Source organism: Streptomyces sp. NPDC046862 (assembly GCF_040704615.1).
GTDB lineage: Bacteria > Actinomycetota > Actinomycetes > Streptomycetales > Streptomycetaceae > Streptomyces.
In genome coordinates this window covers 1-18,935 of the sequence record NZ_JBEYXP010000051.1, presented here as the reverse complement: position 1 = coordinate 18,935, position 18,935 = coordinate 1, and the positions used below count along the sequence as shown (strand labels likewise).

17 protein-coding genes and 1 pseudogene are annotated in these 18,935 nt (G+C 69.0%); 6 read left to right on the top strand and 12 right to left on the bottom strand.

All coding sequences use genetic code 11. The features are described 5' to 3' along the window. The gene (locus AB0959_RS40565; protein ID WP_366831826.1) at positions 1–1,677 is read left to right on the top strand and encodes an ATP-binding protein; all 1,677 of its coding nucleotides are present in this window, start codon (positions 1–3) and stop codon (positions 1,675–1,677) included. Between the two features lie 134 nt (positions 1,678–1,811). Beyond that, a complete protein-coding gene (locus tag AB0959_RS40560; protein WP_366831825.1) occupies positions 1,812–2,186 on the top strand; it encodes a patatin-like phospholipase family protein in 375 nt (124 codons plus the stop codon). Between the two features lie 148 nt (positions 2,187–2,334). Here AB0959_RS40560 and AB0959_RS40555 read toward each other — a convergent pair whose 3' ends face one another. Both AB0959_RS40555 and AB0959_RS40550 read right to left on the bottom strand, forming a co-directional pair. After that, positions 2,335–2,769, bottom strand: a complete 435-nt coding sequence (locus tag AB0959_RS40555) for a transposase family protein (RefSeq protein WP_366831824.1) — start codon at positions 2,767–2,769, stop codon at positions 2,335–2,337. Between the two features lie 580 nt (positions 2,770–3,349). After that, positions 3,350–4,549: an MFS transporter gene (locus AB0959_RS40550; RefSeq protein ID WP_366831823.1), complete on the bottom strand. Its 1,200-nt coding sequence runs from the start codon at positions 4,547–4,549 to the stop codon at positions 3,350–3,352. A gap of 300 nt (positions 4,550–4,849) precedes the next feature. On the opposite strand from AB0959_RS40550, the gene AB0959_RS40545 reads away from it, so the two are divergent. Next, positions 4,850–5,599, top strand: a complete 750-nt coding sequence (locus AB0959_RS40545; RefSeq protein WP_366831822.1) for a methyltransferase domain-containing protein — start codon at positions 4,850–4,852, stop codon at positions 5,597–5,599. A 20-nt stretch (positions 5,600–5,619) separates the two neighbouring features. Here AB0959_RS40545 and AB0959_RS40540 read toward each other — a convergent pair whose 3' ends face one another. Genes AB0959_RS40540 through AB0959_RS40530 form a run of 3 tightly spaced genes read right to left on the bottom strand, consistent with a single transcriptional unit; the run spans position 5,620 to position 8,535 of the window. Then, on the bottom strand, positions 5,620–6,558 hold the full coding sequence (locus tag AB0959_RS40540; protein WP_366831821.1) for a phosphotransferase: 939 nt from the start codon (positions 6,556–6,558) through the stop codon (positions 5,620–5,622). 55 nt (positions 6,559–6,613) lie between these two features. Further along, positions 6,614–7,534 (bottom strand): aminotransferase class IV, encoded by a 921-nt coding sequence (locus AB0959_RS40535; RefSeq protein ID WP_366831820.1) that lies wholly within the window; start codon positions 7,532–7,534, stop codon positions 6,614–6,616. Further along, complete coding sequence (locus tag AB0959_RS40530; protein ID WP_366831819.1) at positions 7,531–8,535, bottom strand: hypothetical protein; 1,005 nt, start codon at positions 8,533–8,535, stop codon at positions 7,531–7,533. The genes AB0959_RS40535 and AB0959_RS40530 overlap by 4 nt, the downstream gene beginning before the upstream one ends. Positions 8,536–8,842: 307 nt before the next feature. Here AB0959_RS40530 and AB0959_RS40525 point away from each other — a divergent pair, with 307 nt between their 5' ends. Both AB0959_RS40525 and AB0959_RS40520 read left to right on the top strand, forming a co-directional pair. Further along, on the top strand, positions 8,843–9,421 hold the full coding sequence (locus AB0959_RS40525) for an NUDIX hydrolase (RefSeq protein WP_366831818.1): 579 nt from the start codon (positions 8,843–8,845) through the stop codon (positions 9,419–9,421). Continuing rightward, positions 9,414–11,498 carry a penicillin acylase family protein gene (locus AB0959_RS40520; RefSeq protein WP_366831817.1) on the top strand — a complete coding sequence of 695 codons (2,085 nt, stop codon included), beginning with the start codon at positions 9,414–9,416 and terminating at the stop codon, positions 11,496–11,498. Before AB0959_RS40525 ends, AB0959_RS40520 begins: the two co-directional genes overlap by 8 nt. A gap of 13 nt (positions 11,499–11,511) precedes the next feature. On the opposite strand, the gene AB0959_RS40515 is transcribed toward AB0959_RS40520, so the two are convergent. The 4 genes from AB0959_RS40515 to AB0959_RS40500 form a co-directional block, all read right to left on the bottom strand. Then, entirely contained in the window at positions 11,512–12,672 is a 1,161-nt protein-coding gene (locus AB0959_RS40515) for a glycosyltransferase family 4 protein (RefSeq protein ID WP_366831816.1), read from the bottom strand. 63 nt (positions 12,673–12,735) lie between these two features. Further along, the gene (locus AB0959_RS40510; protein WP_366831815.1) at positions 12,736–13,785 is read right to left on the bottom strand and encodes a sugar phosphate nucleotidyltransferase; all 1,050 of its coding nucleotides are present in this window, start codon (positions 13,783–13,785) and stop codon (positions 12,736–12,738) included. Next, positions 13,782–14,711, bottom strand: a complete 930-nt coding sequence (locus AB0959_RS40505; protein WP_366831814.1) for an NAD-dependent epimerase/dehydratase family protein — start codon at positions 14,709–14,711, stop codon at positions 13,782–13,784. The genes AB0959_RS40510 and AB0959_RS40505 overlap by 4 nt, the downstream gene beginning before the upstream one ends. 37 nt (positions 14,712–14,748) lie before the next feature. Next, on the bottom strand, positions 14,749–15,405 hold the full coding sequence (locus tag AB0959_RS40500; RefSeq protein ID WP_366831813.1) for an HAD-IIIA family hydrolase: 657 nt from the start codon (positions 15,403–15,405) through the stop codon (positions 14,749–14,751). A gap of 94 nt (positions 15,406–15,499) precedes the next feature. On the opposite strand from AB0959_RS40500, the pseudogene ectB reads away from it, so the two are divergent. Continuing rightward, positions 15,500–16,789: pseudogene (gene ectB, locus AB0959_RS40495) on the top strand (diaminobutyrate--2-oxoglutarate transaminase). On the opposite strand, the gene AB0959_RS40490 reads toward ectB, so the two are convergent. The 3 genes from AB0959_RS40490 to AB0959_RS40480 are packed head-to-tail and all read right to left on the bottom strand — an operon-like array spanning position 16,786 to position 18,831. After that, positions 16,786–17,493, bottom strand: coding sequence for an HAD family hydrolase (locus AB0959_RS40490; protein ID WP_366831883.1), 708 nt, complete (start codon positions 17,491–17,493; stop codon positions 16,786–16,788). The pseudogene ectB and the gene AB0959_RS40490 sit on opposite strands and share 4 nt — an antisense overlap. Before the next feature lie 23 nt (positions 17,494–17,516). Next, positions 17,517–18,137 carry an SIS domain-containing protein gene (locus tag AB0959_RS40485; protein ID WP_366831812.1) on the bottom strand — a complete coding sequence of 207 codons (621 nt, stop codon included), beginning with the start codon at positions 18,135–18,137 and terminating at the stop codon, positions 17,517–17,519. Beyond that, on the bottom strand, positions 18,130–18,831 hold the full coding sequence (locus AB0959_RS40480; protein ID WP_366831811.1) for an NTP transferase domain-containing protein: 702 nt from the start codon (positions 18,829–18,831) through the stop codon (positions 18,130–18,132). The genes AB0959_RS40485 and AB0959_RS40480 overlap by 8 nt, the downstream gene beginning before the upstream one ends. Between the last annotated feature and the right edge of the window lie 104 nt (positions 18,832–18,935).

The window sequence follows — 18,935 nt, the reverse complement described above, 5'->3', positions numbered from 1 at the left end:
ATGGCGATCCGTACCCGCGCCAGCGCCAGCCCCCTGTTCACCCCCCGCAAAGCAAACCGCGCCACCGTCCGCGCCGCGCGGGAGGAGTTCGCCGCCGCCCGCCACACCGCCCGCCACGCGGCCCGGCCCGAGACCCGCCCCACCACTCCCGGTGCCGATCCGGACCTGCGGGCCACCTACCCCACCTCGGGAAGGCCCGGCCCCGCCTCCGCCCGAGGCGGCCTCCTCAAACTCCCCGCACACCGGATGACGACCGCAACCGCCAGCGGCGCGTACCCCTTCCTCGCCGAGGGCGGACTCGGCGCACAGGGCATCTACATCGGCCGCGATGTCCACGCCGAAGCCGCGTTCACCTACGACCCGTTCGCGTTGTACGGACGCCTGGAGGGCTTCACCAACCCGAACATCCTGCTCGCCGGGATCATCGGCATGGGCAAGTCCGCCCTCGCCAAGTCCCTCGCGGTACGCGCCGTCGCCTTCGGCTACCGCATCTACGTCCCCTGCGACCCCAAGGGCGAGTGGACAGCCGTCGCGCAAGCCCTGGGCGGCAGCACCATCGCCCTCGGCCCCGGCCTCCCGGGACGGCTCAACCCGCTCGACGCCCCCACTCAGCCGTACGGCATCAGCGAGCAGGACTGGAAGGGCGAGGTCCGCAAGCGACGCCTGCTGCTGCTCGGCTCCCTCGCCCGTACCGTCCTGCGCCGCGACTTGCACCCGATGGAGCACACCGCGCTCGACGTCGCCCTCGACCAGGTCGTCGCTGCCGCCGAGGCCACCGGCGCCACGCCACTGCTCGGCGACGTCGCCCACGTCCTGGGCACGCCGACGCGGCTCGATGTAGCCACCGGCGAACTGTCCGGGCGGCTGGGCCAGGCCGCCGAAGACCTCGCGCACGCCCTGCGCCGCCTCGTCCACGGCGACTTGGCCGGGATGTTCGACGCCCCCTCCACCGTCGCCTTCGACCCGGCCGCGCCGATGCTGTCCATCGACCTGTCCCGGCTCGGCGGCGCCGGCGACGACACCGCCCTTGTCCTCGCCATGACCTGTGCATCAGCGTGGATGGAGGCCGCCCTCGCCGACCCCACCGGCGGCAGGCGCTGGGTGATCTACGACGAAGCCTGGCGCGTCATGCGACACGTCGCCCTGCTGGAGCGCATGCAGTCGCAGTGGAAGCTCTCCCGCGGACTCGGCATTGCCAACCTGATGGTGATCCACCGGCTGTCCGACCTGCTGACCGCGGGCGACGCCGGATCGCGGGGCCGTGCACTCGCCGAAGGCCTGCTGACCGACTGCTCCACACGGATCATCTACCGCCAGGAAGCAGACCAACTCGCCACCGCCGCCGTCCTCCTGGGCCTGACCGGTGTCGAGACCCAGGCCGTCTCCGCCCTCACCAAGGGACGCGGCCTGTGGAAGGTGGCGGGCCGATCCTTCATCACCCAGCACCTTCTTCATCCACGCGAGCGCGAACTCTTCGACACTGACGCCCGAATGCACACAAACCCGCCACATCGGCCTGGACCACTTCCCCACCTGCCGCACCCCCGGCACCAAACCGCGCCTCGGCATGCCCCGGCGCCCGCGTCCGACTCCAACAGGAAAGCCAGCGGATCACCGCCCGCACCCGCCGTGCGCGCCGACGCCACCCTCGGCCGTCGCCCGGGAAGCGCACGATGACGCACGCACTCACCGCCCGCCCATCACCAGGCCGATCCCATCCGAAGCCAGCCCTTCCCGCCCCCAGGCCAGCGCTTCCCCGCCACCGAGACACCCCAGTCTCGGCCGGACACGGACCAGGAAAACGCAGCCGGATGCCGGGCGCCTTCGTCCTCCAGGGCGGCGCCAGCCTCGCCGCAGTACAGGTCGGCATGCTGCGCGCACTCACCGAGGCCGACATCCGCCCCGACCTCGTCATCGGCTCCTCGGCCGGTGCGCTCAACGCCGTTGCCTTCGCCCAGGATCCGACGGCAGAAGAACTCGACCAACTGCACCAGCTCTGGATGCGCGCCCGGCGCGCTGACGTATTCCCCCTACGCCTGCTCTCCCTCGCCACCGGACTGACCGGGCTGCGCCACAGCCTCGCCGAGCCGGACCGGCTGCGCGCCCTGATCGAACGCGGTCTGCGGGTCCACGATCTGCGCGACGCCAAGATCCCCGCGCACGTCGTCGCCACCGACGCACAGTGAGCAGTGTGCATCGTGAAAGGTGCAGGTCGGGCGGGCTGGTGTGCGCGGGTTTCGGGGTGCTTGGGCTGGTCGGCGGCGGGTGTCCACGGCGACGATGCACGGGCCTCACTCGTCGACGCCGACCGCCGTCGGAGGCGGCGGGGTTGGCTCAGGCAGCGCTTGGACCATTCGCAGCACGGTGCTCCGGCTGACGCGGATGCCGATCAGCTCGGCCAGCAAGGGCGAGGCCGAGTGCCCCGAGAAGCGAGCGCAGCCGCTCGGTCCAGCGGTCGTGCCTCCGGGTCAGCCCCGGCACCTGTTCCACGAACGTCCGCCGTGGGCACTCCGCATTCGCGCAGGCGAACCGCCGCACTCGCAACGCCACAGCCACGGGCCTACCGACCACCGGCAGATCACCGGGAAACCGCAGGTAGGAGCCGTGAACACGGCACGACCAGGAACCACAGCCAGGACACGCGGCACCGTCGGCCGCACTGCATGCCTCGACGCGTATCACCTCGCCACTCGTATCGACCGACGTCACCACCACATCGGCGAGCAACATGAACAGCATCTCCGGCAAGCAGTGCGGCACCTTGTTCACGGCCCCGCACCTTCACCCTGATGGGCATCAAGTCCCGCTGTTTTCGGGCAACTTCAGGGTCGATTCCGAGAGTCTCCGGTATTACGGTGAGTGACTGCACTACACAAGTTGAGCCAGGGCCCGTTCTCGTGAACAGAAGCCAGTGCCGCTTGGCTTGAGTCGACGACCTCGCCGGGATTGATGCCGAGCGCGAGCCAGTGCCCGCTCTTCGTGGTCACTTCCTCACCGAGGACGATCAAGAAGTCATCGGCGGCCAAATGCCCCCAGGTGCCGGGGGGCCGCGGCTGAGTTGTGCTCCGTCGCCGCGATGAAGTCGAGCCGGGCCGCGCGTACCCGAACGGCCAACTCTTCAGGAGTGAGTTCCCCGTCAGAGTGTATGGAGAGGACATGGCAGTCCCCGCGGTATCAGGCCGCCCCGCGTCCGACCGCCCGCGCCGACGGGAAGCCCAAGCTCGACAAGGTGCTCCCCCCAAAAAAGGCCTGTCGAGCCAACGCGCAGGCAGGGCAAGCAGTTCCGTCGCACCACTGAGCACCAGCTCAGCCGAGAGGTCAGACCAAGATCTCATTCTGAAACGATCAGTTAGTCCTTGAGCGGATGCGCGATCTCGTCAGCCGGCAGCTTAGCCCAGACGATCGCCAGCACCGCTGCGATGACCGGGACGAGCCCGGCGACAAGGAAGGTGGTGCGCGCGCCGATCGCGTCGGCCACCGGCCCGGCCAGCGCCATGGACACTGGCATAAGGCTGATCGAGACGAACGCGTCGAGGGAGGCCAGGCGACCGAGCAGGTGCGCGGGCACCCTCCGCTGCAGCAGTGTCCCCCAGATCACTGACGAGGCGGAGAACATGGCACCCAGCAGAAAGGCGGAACCGACCACGACGGCGATCCGGTCGGCGTACCCGACCGCGAGAAGCGGCAGGCAGCTCATACCCCACATCAGGGTCATCACGGTGAGATAGCGCCGCGGCATGCGCAGCGAGGCCATCACGAACGAACCGACCGCCGCACCGATGCCGTAGGCCGCCATCACCCAGGCGTGGTCGCCCGCTCCGCCGCCCAGCCGGTCCTTGATGAGGAACGGAACGAGCACCTCGAAGGGTCCCGACATCATCAGGATCATCACCGAGGCGAAGAGCAGGGTGGCGCCCAGCCAGGACGTGCGGACCACATAGCGATAGCCCTCGCGCATGTCGCTGATGGCCGACCGGACCGCGGTGGCGGGCTTCGCCTCGGCGTCGAAGTCACGGCGTACGGGTGTCATCGGCACCAGCGCCAGGGCCACAAGGCCGACGAGGGAGGCCGCGGCCGCGACCGAGAGTGCCGCCCCCGGGGAGGCCGCGCCCACGAGGGCGCCCGCTACGCCGGGACCGATCGCCTGGCCGATCGTCGGCCGGACCATCCCCTCGAAGCCGTTGACCGCCATAAGATCCGAGTCGGCGACCAGTGCGGGCAGCCAGGCGGAGTAGGCCGGGTAGTAGAAGGCCTGGGCCAAGCCTGTGATCAGGGCGACCGCGGTGAGATGCCAGAGCTGAGTGGTGTCGGTGAGCGAGAGAACCGAGATGAGGCCCATCCCGGCGAGTTCCACCGCTGCGACGCACAGCAGGATCAGCTTCTGCGGGATTCGGTCGGCCACCACACCGGCCAGCAGCGCGGGGAGCAGGATGCCGACCGAGGCCGAGGTCGCCACCACGGAGAGCTGGGCCGGACCGCCGCCGATGCGCACGACCTCCCACACCTGGGCCACGGCCCAGGCTCCGGTGGCGAAGGTGGACAGGAGCAACGCGAGCGCAAGTCGACGGTACGCCGCATTGCGAAACGGCGTCAGAACACGCGGAAGACGTCGACGCGGCGCCGGTTCGAGCGTCGCTGCGGATTGCTCGGTCACATCGCCTCCTGACACTGCAAGTTCCGCTCTGGCACTCGTCGTTCCGCCTCCTGTCGTGGTGTGGATAACAGGTGGTCACAGCATCGCACACACGTTGTGAGGGTGACTCAGGAGGCGCCTGGTAGCCTCGCCCCGGCGGGCATCGACCCCGGCCCGACGTCAAACGACCCCCGACGGTAAGAGAGTTGGAGGAACGTGCACGAGACACCACAGCCCCACCCCGCGTTCGAGGCCGACTACGACCGGTTCTGGCGCCGCTACCGCTCCGAGAAGGCCGAGACCCAGGAACTCGACACCATCGAGCACCTCGGCGGCCTGCGGCCCGGTATGCGCGTGCTCGACCTGGCCTGTGGCTTCGGACGCATCGCGAACGGCCTCGCGGCCCGCGGCCTGGAGGTTGTCGGGGTCGACTCCAGCAGACACCTTCTCCAGATCGCGTGCGAGGAGGGGCACCCGTCGGCGACGTACGTGCACGGCGACATGCGGAACCCGCAGGTGGACGGGCGCTTCGACGTCGTCCTCGTGTGGTCTACGTCCCTCGGCTACTACCAGGAGTCCGACGACGAGGCGACCTTGTCGTCAGCCCTGCGGGCCCTGGTACCGGGCGGTCGGCTGCTCGTCGAGAGCCGCCACTGGGACACCTTCGGCCGCACCTTCGACTCCTACACCGAGAAGAGCCACGGTGACGACGTCCTGCGCGAGTGGCATCGCTATGACCCTCTGCTGGGGCGGCAGTGCACCGAACAGGAAGTCGTCATCGACGACCGCTCCACCCGGCGCAGCTACCACGTGCGGCGCTACGGCATCCCCGAACTGCGGTCGTTGACGCTCCGCCTGGGGTACGACCGGGTCACCGCGCACGACGAGGGAGGCCGACTGCTGACGCCGACGAGCGAGCGGGCCGTACTGAGGGCTCACCGACCGCTCACCGGCGACGAACAGTAGAACCGGCCGCTGACTGCGGCTCAACCCAGCAGCGCTCGTACGACGTCCGGCCGGTTCAGGGCGGCAACACACCAGGCGAAGTGGCCGTCCTTGCCTTCGGCGTCGTACGCGTTCGCGGTGATCAGCGAGTACGCCGCACGGTAGACCAGGAGTGCGTCCCGCTCGCAGCCGAGGCGCTCCTCGATCTGCTCGTAGAGGCCGAGCTCGGTGTCCAGGGCGTTCTCGCCGTACATGTTGAAGATCGAGGCCGCCACCGAGGCATCGAATACCGGGTCGCCCTCGGTGGTGAAGAAGCCCCAGTCGATGACCGCGGTCGGGGTACCGGCATCGTCCACCAGAATGTTGGGCAGGACCATGTCGCCGTGGACGACGGAGCGGCGTCCGCTGTCGATCTCGCGCAGGCGGGCGCGCAACGCGTCGAACTTCTTGTCGAGGTTCTCCACAGCCGGGTCGAGCACCGACCGGAACCGGCTGAGGCGTCGCGCCGCCAACGCGCCCAGGGCGTCGGGGAATTCCTCGGCGGCGTCGTAGAGCGAGACCTCTTCGTCCATGACCGACAGAGCGCGGGCCTCGGGAAGGGGGCCGCTCGACGCGAGCTGCGCCAGCACGTCGATGAACGTGGACCGGGCCTCCGACTGCGTAATGCGACCACCCGTCAGCCGGTCGGACATGGTCGTGCCGGCCAGCCGCTGCTCGATCGTGACGCACCGGCCGTCGACCACGTTGACCTCAAGGATCCGCGGCATCGCGAACTCGAAAGCCTTGTCGCCCAACGCGTCGTAGAACGCCCGGGTGCGCTCCAGGGACGCCTGGGACTCGCTGAACCAGACCTTGGCGACTCGGTCCTGGTCGATCTCGTAGACGAGTCCCTCCATCCCTTGACCTAGAAGCCGGGGGTCCGCACCGCCCGTCCACTGGCTCAGGAGGCGCGTCGCTTCGTCGGGGTTGGGAAGGTGCATGGGGCCACCTATTTCTTGAGGGGGTTCGGGTGGTCTCCGCTGCGCGCGGGAGCGCTTACCACGCTACGCGGGTTTGAGCAGCGGTGTGGTCGGGACCGGCCGCGGTGCAGACCGCACGGTATTTCTCGAACAGCCTGCGGGTCAGGCTCTCCTCCGCGCGTCCGAGCTCCACACCGTCGAAGCTGGCAACCTCGGCAACCTCGTCGAGCGTGCCGCAGAGGAACACCTCGTCGGCCTCGTGCAACTCCTCGGGGTGCAGCGAACGCTGGACCACCTTGATACCGAATTCGCGCTCGATGAGGCCACTCAGGATGCGGCGGGTGATGCTGTCGAGCGCGCCGTCCTCGGGCGGCGGGGTGACCACTCGGTCGGAGAACACGGCCATCACCGCGGCTCCCGCGGTCTCCGCGACCGTGCCGTGCGCGTTCAGCAGCAGAGGTTCGTCGCCGCCCGCGCGCACGGCAGCCATGCGCGCCAGCCGGAAGGCGGAGTAGACAGCGCCGCTCTTGGACTGGGCCGGGAACGCCGGATCGTCGACCCGCGTCCATGGCGTAGTGACCAGACGGACGCTCCGCAGGGGGGCACGCTCCCGGGTGTACGACGTGATGTACGCGCCCATCCGCATGCGGCTCGGGTCGGCCGTGTACGCGCCACTCTCCAGGAAGACGGTCGGGCGGATGTAGAGGTCGAGGTCGCTCGGCTCGGCCCGGATCAGGTCCAGCACGCCCTGCCGGAGTCCTGCCGGCGAGTAGGGCATGGGAAGGTGCAGCAGCGCCGCCGACCGCGCAAGACGCTCCAGGTGCTCGTCGAGAGCGATCACGGCGTGCTCGCGCCGGCCTTCGAGTTTGTACGCCATGACGCCCTCGAACACGTTGACCCCGCGCATCGCCGTCTCGGCGGTCACGTGGACGACGGCATCCTGCCAGTCGCTGACCCCGCCGTTCCACCAGATCTTGGTCGGCTTCTCCAGGCTCATGACAGTTCCTTCTCTCCGGTCAGGGGGACACGACTGCGCTGAGCGGAGGCACTCGGCACAGCGCGGCCATCGGACGTCCGGGGCACCTGTTCACCGAGGGTCCCTTCGCCGGCTTCCACGCCGCGTCGGGACAGGCGGAACGACAGTTCCGGTGCGTGGGCCCGCGCCATCGCCGCACGCACAGCTGAACACGCCTCGTCGGGGACGCTCGCCAGCACATAACCGCCGCCGCCAGCGCCCACCAGTTTTCCGCCATGAGCCCCGGCGGCCAGACAGTCGGCCAGAAGCTCCTCGGCGCGCGGGGTTGAAATACCGCGTCCCATTCCCGACTTCAGAGCCCAGTTCTCGGTCAGCAGGGAGCCGAAACGCTCGACGTCGCCCTCCGTGATGGCTTGCCTGAAGTGGGGGACGAGACTGCGAATGCCATGGAGCTGTTCGATCCGCCGCCTGGCAAGGCGGAGGCTGCTCTCCTCGCTCCGACGGTCGGCATCCAGCTTGGCTGTCGCCGCTATACGCGACGCGTCACGGCTGTTCCCTGTGTCGAACAGCAGCAGGTTGTCATCGATCCATGCCGCTGAGCGCGGATGCAGGTTCAGGGGAGAAACCCGGACTCCGCCGTCCTTCCCGATGGCGATCTCGCCGAGACCGCCGAAGGCGGACGCGAAGGAGTCCTGCGGCCCGACCATACGACCGGCCCGACGGTGTTCCCAGTCATACGCCGTCCGGGCCAGCTCGTGGGGGTCCCGGCCGGGGAGGAGGAGATTGGCCAGCGCGACCAGGAAGGCACCGGAGGAGCCCAGTCCCGCGCCGGCCCGAGCGCGAGAGGTGCTGTGTAGCGTCCAGGGACGCTTTCCCCACTCCGGGTGGGCGCGCAGCAACGACGTGACCAGTTCGTTGATCAGGGGGTCGCCGGGAAGGTTTCCTGTCTGGTCCGACCATCTGGTCTCCGATCGGGAAACAGCCGGGGACAAGCGGACATGTATGTCGGCGTCGATGGCCATCGCGATGACGTCTCCGCCGAACTCCGCCGAGTAGTCCGGGAGATCGGTTCCCCCACCGGCGAGTGAGATTCTCAGCGGCGCCCGGCAACTGACGCCGTGCCCTCCGTCGATCCGGTTTCCGTGCCCTGACATTCGCTTGCTTGCCTCCTGGAGTGCCGGCAACGCCCAGGAAACTAACATCTGAGGCCTGTCAGGCGCCCGTTGGGGCCCTGCGCAGGCATGCGAGGATGGCGCAGGACGATCACCGTATCGGTGCACTCAGGCAGGGGAGGCGTCAATGGAGTCACCAACACGCGAGCCTCGATGGGTGGGTGAGCGGCAGCGCCACGTCCTGTCACCGTGGTTCGACGTCATCGAGGCCGAGTTGCACGAGGGAACGGTCGTCTCGACGTGGCATTTCCAGGACCACCCCGGTGCCGCGATCGCCGTTCCCGTGACGTCGGCCGGCACCATCCTGGTCTCCTCCGAGTACCGCATTTCTGTAGACGGGGTGATCCTTGAGGTACCGGGAGGGCGGGTCGACCCGGGGGAGACACCGGAACAGGCGGCTGTGCGTGAAATGTTCGAGGAGATCGGGGCCACTTGCGAACGTGCGGTTTTTCTCGGTCAGTTCCTGAACAGCCCAGGAAGCTCTAACGAGTTGACCCACGCCTACGCCGCTCTCGGTGCCAAGGTCGTCTCCCCACATCCGGGGACCGTGGAAACCACCGTGGAAGCCCTCGTCGCCAAAGCCACCGAGGGAAACCGTGCCGACGCCTCGACACTCACCGCGGTTCTGCTCGCGCAAGCCGCCGGTCTGGTCGGTCCCGCACACCAAGCTCAAGGGGGGCGAGGTCCTCTGCACGGTCCAGAGGAGATGCTGGCCACGGAGTCTGCCGATGCCTGAGGCAGAGCTGTTCCGGGACGCACTGGGCATCCCCCATCTACGGGCAGACGACGAACTCGATCTGGCCTTCGCGCAGGGGCGCGTCACCGCGATCGACCGTGCGTGGCAGATCGAGGTGGAACGCTGGCGCGCGGAGTGTGCCCTGGCGGCGCACATAGGGGTTGCCGGGCTGGAGTGGGACCGCTTCGCCGCTCGCAGCAGGCTCCCGGACACCGCGCGCAGGGCCTACGCCTCCCTCGGCCAGGACGACCGCGCATGGGTCGACGCCTACGTCGCCGGAGTCAACGTCGGCCTTGAGCAAGGCCGGTCTCTCAACCCGGAGTTCGAAGCCCTCGACGCGTTGCCCGGGAGAGGACCGGAGCGCAACCCCTGGCCGAACTGGGCCCCCATCGGGGTCTTCCTCGTCGCGCACGTGCTGTACGCGACCTTCCCGAACGTCTTGTGGCGGGCGCACGTCGCCGCGACCCTCGGCGAAACCGCGCTGGCGCACTTCGACACGCACGCGGGCGCTGAAGGCGGAAGCAACGCCTGGGCTCTGCACGGAGACCGCACGGCCAGCGGTGCTCCGCTGCTCGCCGGCGATCCGCACCGACTGCTCGAACTTCCCGGCGTCTACCAGCAGGTCCGCCTCGCATGTGATGCCTATGACGTCGTCGGGTTCACCTTTCCCGGTGTGCCCGGCGTGCAGCACTACGGGCACACCGGGCGGGCCGCCTGGGGCATCACAAACGCGATGGCCCACTCCCAGCAGGTCTTCCGCGAACGTCTGCGGGGAGACGGCGGCGACGTCGAAGCGCTCGGCCCGCAGGGCTGGGAACCCGCCGACGCAGCCACCGTCGAGATTCGCGTGCGTGGCGCGGATCCCGTGCACGTCCGCAGCATCGAGACACGACGCGGCACGGTCGTCGTGGACGACGCCGCGGGTTTCCTCAGTCTCCGGCAGCCCATGCGCGTCACCGGCGACGTGGGGATCAGCGCGTTCCGCCGGCTCATGCACGCACAGACCGCCCGTGACATCGCCGCGGCCTTCGAGGGATGGGTCGACCCGGTCAACCGGGTGCTGGCCGCCGACCGGTCAGGGACCGTCCTTCGCCTCACCGCCGGCATCGTGCCGGTGGTGCCTTTCGAACAGCGCTGGCTGCCGCTCGACGCGGCCGCTGCCGATCCCGCTCCCTTCGGCTCCTTGCCGGCACCCGAAGTCGTCGCGCGATACGTCGCCGACGCGAACGAGCGGCCGACCGGAAGACCGGGCCACGACGTCGGCGACAGCTACGCGTCGTCGGCCAGAGCGGAACGCATCACTGAGCTGCTCGAACCACTGAAGGCGGCGACGGTCGATGACCTGTCCGCCCTTCACGCGGACACGCTGAGCTTCCCCGCGCTCGCCCTCGTGGCCCGCTTGCGGCGCGCACGGTGCCGCGCGCCACTGAGCCCGGCGGCCTCCCGCCTTGCCGACCTGCTCGAAGCCTGGGACGGACGGATGGCGAGCGAGAGTGAGGCGGCCGGTGCCTTCGCGAAGTGGCGCTGGGCACTCACTCTGCGCTTGACCCGGCACCCGGGACTCGCGCCGTTGTCGGAGCCCCACGGCATGGGTCCGATCTTCGATCCCTGGCTGCTGGTGCCCATGCGTATCGCGAACGCGCTGGCCTCACTGCTCGACGCACAAGAGCTGGGCATCGACGGCGATGCGGAACTGCTGGCGGCGCTGGAGTCCGTCGCGGACGAGCCCGCCGAGGCGTGGGGGGAACGCCACCGGCTGCATCCCTTGCACATCCTCGCCGACGTCACCCCCGGACAGGCCCCTTCAGTGCCTGCGATCACCCTCGACGGTGACGCGGACACCGTGCTTGCCACCGTTTCGGTTCCGGGCCTGACCGACCGCGTTCACACCGCTTCGGTCACGCGCTGGATCTGGGATCTGGCCGACCGCGAGTCAAGCAGGTGGAACGTTCCTTTCGGCTCCTCGGGAGTGCCCGGCAGCCCTCACTTCGCGGATCAGCTCGGGGACTGGCAGGCCGCGCGGACATCCAGGATCGTGACCGACTGGGCACGCCTGCGGCGCGTGCCCTGGCCATGAGCCACTCCCGCGGTCACAGGGAGGCGAGTACCTCAGCGGTGCGCCGCACCATCACGGACAGGCTGAAGTTCTCCCGGACGTGCGCATACCCGGCCTCCGCGTACTCCTTGCGGAGGCCGGGGTCCGCGAGCATCCGGTCCAGCGCGGCAGCCAGCCCCCGTACGTCGCGGGCCTCGACCTGAAGGGCCACGCCGTCTCGGGTCACGATCTCGTTGATGCCCTTGACGCGGGTCGTCACGACAGGGCGGCGAGCTGCCATGCCTTCGAGTACGGCAAGCCCCAGTCCCTCCTCGTGGCTCGGCTGCGCCACGAGGTCCGCGGCCGAGAACAGCGCGGGAACCTGTTCCGCAACCACGTTCTCGTCGAAGGAGAGCAGGTCCGCGCAGCCGAGATCGCCGGCGAGGGACCTCAGCCGGTCGGCGTACTCCTGGGAGGCTGAGCTGACAGTCCCCGCGATCACCAGCCGGAGTCGTCGGGTGCGGGGATCAAGGCTCCCGAACGCCTCGATGAGTTCTGTCATCCCCTTGCGGGCCTTGAGACGGCCGACGCAGGCGATCATCAGGTCACCGTCACCGAGCTGGTACCGGGCCCGCCAAGCGGCGGTCGTCGGCGGGTCGACCTCGGGCATCGGCACCCCGTGGTGGATCAGGTGCACCTTCTCGCCCGATCCGTACCTGCGGGCCCGCTCGGCGTAGAACTGCGAGCCGGCGAGTACGGCGTCGGGGCGCAGGTCGCCGTACACGACAGCCATCCGCCCGGCACCGAACGGCTCGTCCTCCGGGGCGTGTTCGTGGAAGGCCGCTGCCCAGGCCAGCCCTGGTGTCGAGCGCCGGATCATGGCCGCTTGGAAGGCGGCATCAAGGCTGTTCGACACCAGGACGTCCGGCCGGAAGGCGTCCATGTGGGCCTTCAGTTCGGTGGCGAGGGAGAACGCCATCTCCTCCCAGGGAAGCTTCTGACGGTCGAAGAGCCGGTCGCGGTAGCGCCACAATCGGGCTACCTCGTAAGACCGGGACCGCAGGTCGGCCGCCCCCGGCTCCATGCCGTGCGGGGTGTCGGTCACCACCAGCACCTGATGGCCGGACGCCGTCAGTCCCTCGGCCAGGTTGAGGGCGTAGGTCTCGGCACCGCCGATGACCGGGTCGAAGCTCGAAGTCAGAAGTGCCACGCGCATGGGGATCACCATTTCCTGTCTCGATCCGGCAGGTCCACACCCGCCCCGGCCAGCCCTTCCGGCTCAGCTGCCGGCTTCCTCACCCTGACCGAAGAGAACGGCGTCCTCGAAGGTCCCGGCCAGCAGTTGCGTGCCCGGCATCGTGATACTCCGCCGCAGGACAGTCCCCTCCACCAGCGTGGTGCCCGCGCCCAGCACCGCCGGCCCTTCGATCCGGCTGCCGGCGGGTACCCGCACGCCCTCGCCCAGGAGGACTCGCCCGGAGACCGTGCCCATCACCGCGGGGTGGCTGCCCTCGCACCACACCTCCGCGGCAGCGTCCGCCGGCGCGTCCATGCACAGCCGCGCCGCCCGGTCGAGTCGATCGGTGCCGAGCAGGTGCAGCGACGCCGACAGCAGAGCCTGCGGCACGCCGACATCGTTCCAGTACGCCGACGTCTCGCACGCCGCCACGGCCGACCCTCGGCGCAGCAGCTCGGGCACCAGATGCCGGTCGAAGTCGAGATCCGGCGCTGTGCCGCGCAGGTCGGACAGCACATCGAGAGCCTTGGGCGAGACGACGTACATGCCCGTACTGATCATGCCCGAGGGCAGACGGCGCGACGGGTCGCGCACCATGCCGGTGATCCAGCCGTCAGGGTCGATGTCGACCTGGCCGAACGGGCGGGGATCGTCGACGACCTGCGTCACCACGGTCATCGCCGCGCCCCGGCGGTGATGCGTCCGGACTACCTCACCGAAGTCAACCGTGGTGCAGGCGTCGCCACTCACCACGACCACATGCTCCGCTCCGGAGAGATGATCGAGGACGGCCACCAGGCCACCGGCCGGTCCCGTCAGGCGGTCCTCCGTCACGGAAGCGAGCCGGACACCGTCGATCGGCGCCGTGCGCGCCCAGGTCTCCATCGCCGGCGCCAAGTGATGCAGGTTAAACACCACTTGGGTGATGTCGCTCGCTGCGAGGTCCTCGACTATCCAGGCGACGAGCGGCCGGTTCAGCACCGGAACCAGCGGCTTCGGAACCGTTGCAGTGATGCCCCCCAGCCGGGTGCCACGTCCGGCCGCCAGGACCACTCCACGCGTGCCGCCCGGGCTCGGCCGCGGGACGCTCATCGGGCCACTCGCGATGCCCACAGGCCGGCTGCCGCCTGGTGCACTGCCTCTCGGGACGTCGACCGTGGCCGCCAGCCCGTGGCCGACAGCCGGGAGATGTCTGGCAGGACCGTCCCCGGGTCACCGTGCCAGGCCAGCCGCTCGCTGTGCGTCTCGGCGTCGAACGGGATCCCGGTGACCGCCGCGACGACGTCTGCCACATCGGCGATCGAGACGCTGTCGAGGTTCGCCACGTTCAGGACCTGATGGTCCGGCGTCGAGTCCGGCAGGGCATCGGCCCGTTCGACGATGGCCGACGCGCAGTCCCCCAGGCTCAGGAAGGACCGGCGGTGGTGGGTGGAACCGGTGATCCGGACAGCACCGCCCGCGGTGGCGGCCTCGCCGGCACGCCGAACGAAGTCGTGGACGACGCCTCGCCGTGTGGTGGGGCCGATGATGTTGGCGAGCCGGAACACGGCAGTCGGTACACCGCTACGGTGCCCGAACGCCTCAAGGAACGCCTCCGAAGCGATCTTGGCGGCGGCGAACGCGGTAGCCGCCGCCACGGGGCTTTCCTCAGCCGGGTGTTGCCGGCCCGTCTCGTAGACCAACTGGCTCGAAGTGGTCACCACGGCGCCCGGGACCTCCTCCGAGAGCGCATCCAGCAGGTGCGCTGTCATGCCGACCGAACCGAGATGATCGACGAGAGACGACCGGTCGTCACGGTTCTCGGTGACCGACGCCAGGTGGATGACCAATCGGTAGGGCCGCACCAGCCCGCGGGGCACGGGCCTACGCAGATCGACCTCGGCGGTCGTGACGCCCGGGCGGACGGCTGGCTCGGTGATGTCCCACCCATCGACCTCGAACCCCCGCCCGGCCAGTTCGTCGACGACCACCGCACCGATCGATCCCGCTGCCCCGGTTACCAGCGCCCGACAGGTCATAGCGTCATCTCCCTAGAGTTCACTCGTCTCCTCACGGTCAGTCCATCACAGGCCGTGAACCATCCGGCTCCTCGGTCGCACACCCGTCGTGACCCGGGCCGGCGAGCAACCGGTCGACGCCGAAGGGCAGGGAAGGCACCACGACACAATCCGGGTGGGAACGCCGGGTGTCGTCCTCGTGATCCGCGCCGCGGCCGGTACGGACCAGCATCGTCCGGCAGCCTGCCGCGGCCCCCGCCTGAACGTCGGTGACCGCATCGCCGACTATCCAGCTGTCCTCCAACTGACAACCCCACGCCCGGCAGGCGGCCAGCAGCATCCCCGGCTGAGGCTTGCGGCACGCGCACGCGCTGACCGGGGCGTGCGGGCACAGGACCGACCCGACGAGGCGCGCACCCTGGGCCTCGAACAGCTCGATGACCGACCGGTGTATCGCAAGGATGTCCTCCGCCGGGACCAGGCCGCGTCCGATGACCGCCTGGTTGGTCACAATGACCACGTCCCGATACTCACCGAGGAGTCGTACGGCGTCGATCGCGCCGGGAATCAAGGCGACATCCGACGCTCGGCGTACGTAAGCGTCCCGGTTCTCGATCAGTACGCCATCTCGATCGAGGAATACGGTCGGTCGCGACTCGCGTGATACCCGCTCGCCACGATGGCGAAGCATCACGCATGCCCGGTCAGTGGTCATAGTGAGCTTGTTCCGCTCCGCAGTGACGATTCATCAGGGCCCTTGCCAGCAAGTATTTTATTACATACCGTCGATCTTCCCGGAAGGGATGACTGTGATCCTCGCCCACCCCGACCTCAGTGTCTTCGAGGCTCTTGAGTCGGAGGTGCGCAGCTACTGCCACGGCTGGCCCACCGTCTTCGACCGAGCACAGGGCAGCCGTATGTACGACGAGGACGGCCGCGCGTACCTGGACTTCTTCTCCGGGGCCGGCTCGCTGAACTACGGGCCCAACAACCCGGTCCTGAAACGGGCGTTGCTCGACTACCTGGAGCGGGACGGCGTCACCCGCAGTCTGGATATGTCGACCACCGCCAAGCGGAGTTTCCTCCGGACCTTCCAGCACCTGGTGCTGCGCCCGCGCGGCCTGCCGTACAAGGTGATGTTCCCGGGGCCGACCGGCACCAACGCCGTGGAGGCGGCCCTGAAACTGGCCCGGAAGGTGAAGAGTCGGGAGGCGATCGTGTCCTTCATCCATGCCTTCCATGGCGTGTCGCTAGGCTCGCTCGCCGTCACCGGCAGCGCCTTCAAGCGGGCCGGCGCTGGTGTCCCGCTGGTGCACGGCATACCCATGCCGTTCGACAACTACTTCGACGGCCGGGTCCCGGACTTTCTGTGGTTCGAGAGGGTCCTGGAAGACCGGGGCTCCGGCCTAGACAAGCCCGCCGCCGTGATCGTGGAGACCGTGGGCGAGAGCGGCATCAATGTCGCCCACTCGGGGTGACTGCGAGCGCTGGCTGGCCTGTGCGAGCGGCACGACATGCTGCTGATCGTCGACGACATCCAGATGGGATGCGGCCGTACCGGTGCCTTCTTCTCGTTCGAGGAGGCGGGCATCACGCCCGACATCGTCACCGTCTCCAAGTCGATCAGCGGCTACGGGCTGCCGATGTCGCTGTGCTTGTTCAAGCCCGAGCTGGACCTGTGCGAGCCCGGCGAGCACAACGGCACCTTCCGCGGCAATAACCCCGCCTTCGTGACCGCCACCGCGGCCCTGGAGACGTACTGGACCGACGGCTCGGCGATGGAGAAGCAGACCCGCGCCCGGGGTGAGCGGGTCGAGCAGGCGCTGATCTCCATCACCGAGGAGAACCGGGCCGGCGTCAAGGAGTACCGGGGACGCGGGCTCGTGTGAGGAATCGAGTTCCACGACAAGCAGCGAGCCGCCGAGGTCGCCAGGCGCGCCTTCGATCTCGGCCTGCTGGTCGAGCCGGCCGGAGCACACGATGAGGTGCTGAAGCTGATGCCTGCCCTGACCATCTCGAACAGCGAGCTGGACCACGGCCTGAGCAGACTGGCCCAGGCGGTGTCCCACAGCCTCCATGGTCTGTCGCCAGGCTCCTAGGAGAGACCGGCTATGGATCCGGCCAGTGCTTCCCGTGCCAGCGTGACCAGTCCCGGCAGCCCGGTGATCCGGTGGACGCCGGGAATGTGCCGGTACAAATCGAACCGGTCGTAGAGGACGATCTCGCCGATCCCGGCGGCCATCCCTCCGACCACGTCGTTGACGACATGGTCCCCGACGTACCAGCAGTCTTCCGCGCGCAGCTGGAGCTGGTCGACGGCGATGCGGAAGATGCCTGGGTCCGGTTTCTCCACCCCGGCTACCGTGGAGTCGACGACGACATCGAAATAGCCGCGCAGCGACCAGCGGTCGAGCTCTTCGAGCAGGGTGCCGTCCGAGTTCGACACGACAGCTAGCACGACGCCGAGGCCACGCAGCGCCTGAAGAGCGGTCGCCGCTTCGGGGTCGAGGTCACGGTAGAGGTCACGTTCCGTCAGGCACCTACGCAGTGCCGCGACGGTGGGTTCGGGAGGCAGCCCGAGCGCGCCAGCGAAGGCGAGCCCGGTCCGGCCCACCGCGTCGTGGCCCGCGGGCAGCCGCATGTGCGAGGCGTCGCACGCCATCTGCAGGGCGGCCACGGCGTCGGCGGCGGTGACGTCCGCGACGCCCCGGGCCGCCAGCTCCTGGGCGATGACGGTCCCGTCCGGGTGCACGAGGGTCATGCCAACGTCGAAGAGGATTGCTCGCGGCCTGCGAGGAGTCACCGCGGTCGGAGGAGCTAGCGGGTTCACCCGGGAAGTCCTTGAGCCGAGGGCGACACTCGGTGGGCGCCGACCTTGCGTACGTCCCTCGCGACCATGTGCATGAAGAGTGACTGCAGGTCCTCGGTCAGTCCGTAGTCCCCGTCGACGTCGAGGTGGACGGCGAGATCGCTCAGCTTGGACAGCGGGCTGAGCCTGCCCACGAGACTGAGCACCGCCACCTCGCGCTCGCTCGCGCTTGAGGCGGCGCGCAGCACGTTGGCGGACGCCCCGCTGACCGACAGACACACCAGCAGGTCCCCGGCCTGACATCTCTCGACGAGCTGCTGCTCGAAGATCGCCTCGTAAGAGTAGTCGTTGGCTATCGCGGTGATGCGCGCCGTGTTCTCGGTCAGCGAGCTGATCTCGCGGGGACCATGGCCGGCCTGCCGGGCGGCGGCCCGCCAGTCACAGGCCATGTGCTCGGCCACGGACGAGCCGCCGCCGTTGCCGACCACGAAGACGCCGCGCCCCTCCCGGATCCGGGACGCCACCATCTCGACGGCGTCGTCGAGATGCTTCAAGTCCAGACGGCCGAGGGCACGGGAGAGGTCGTCGACATACCCCCGGGCGCCTCGGACCGTGGTCGCGTCGCTGTGGTCAGCCACGATGCCTCACCGCCCGCATCTCGCGATCGGCTGCGGCCAGACGAGCCGGCGTGCCGATGTCGAGGAACCTGCCGGTCAGCACATCGGCTTCGAGCAGCCCGCGTTCCGCCAGCTGCGGCCAGAGCTGCTCCAGATGGGCACGTCCGTCGGGAATGTGTTCGAGTACCTCGTGGGTCATCGCGTACAGTCCCGCGTCGACGTGTGTGGCTCCCACTGCCGTGTCCTTGTCATAGCCGATCACGCGTCCCTGCTCCACCGTGACGTTGGGTCTGACGTCCGGGACTTGGGCTGAGACGGCCATCCGCGCAACGGCAGGCGTCGCCGGAGGCGGGAGCAGCGGGCCGCTCAGACCCGCGGGCGGCAGGGTGTCGGCAAGCCACACCACAAACTCCTCGGACAAGTGATCGCGGGCGCAACGGAGTGCCCCGGCCGTGCCTGCGCCACCGGGGACATCATCGAGCGACCAGGTGAAACGCACTCCCCGATCCCTGAGATGCTCAAGGATGGGCTCATGCAGGTGGTCCAGTGCGAAGTGGAACCGCCCAAAGCCAAGACGTGCCGCGTCCGCTGTCAGGCGGTCCAGCAACGGCACGCCCCCTACGACCTGAAGCGCCTTCGGCGTGTGGGCCGCCTGCCCCTGCAATCGGGTGGCCCGCCCTCCGGCGAGGAAGACCACGAGACGCTCGGAATCCATCTCGACGTTGCCTCGTGTCAGTGGTGTGTGACGGTGTACTGGATGGCAGCGCGGGGGTTTTCCCAGAAGATCTGCTCGATCTGCTGCTCGGTGAGCCCGATGGA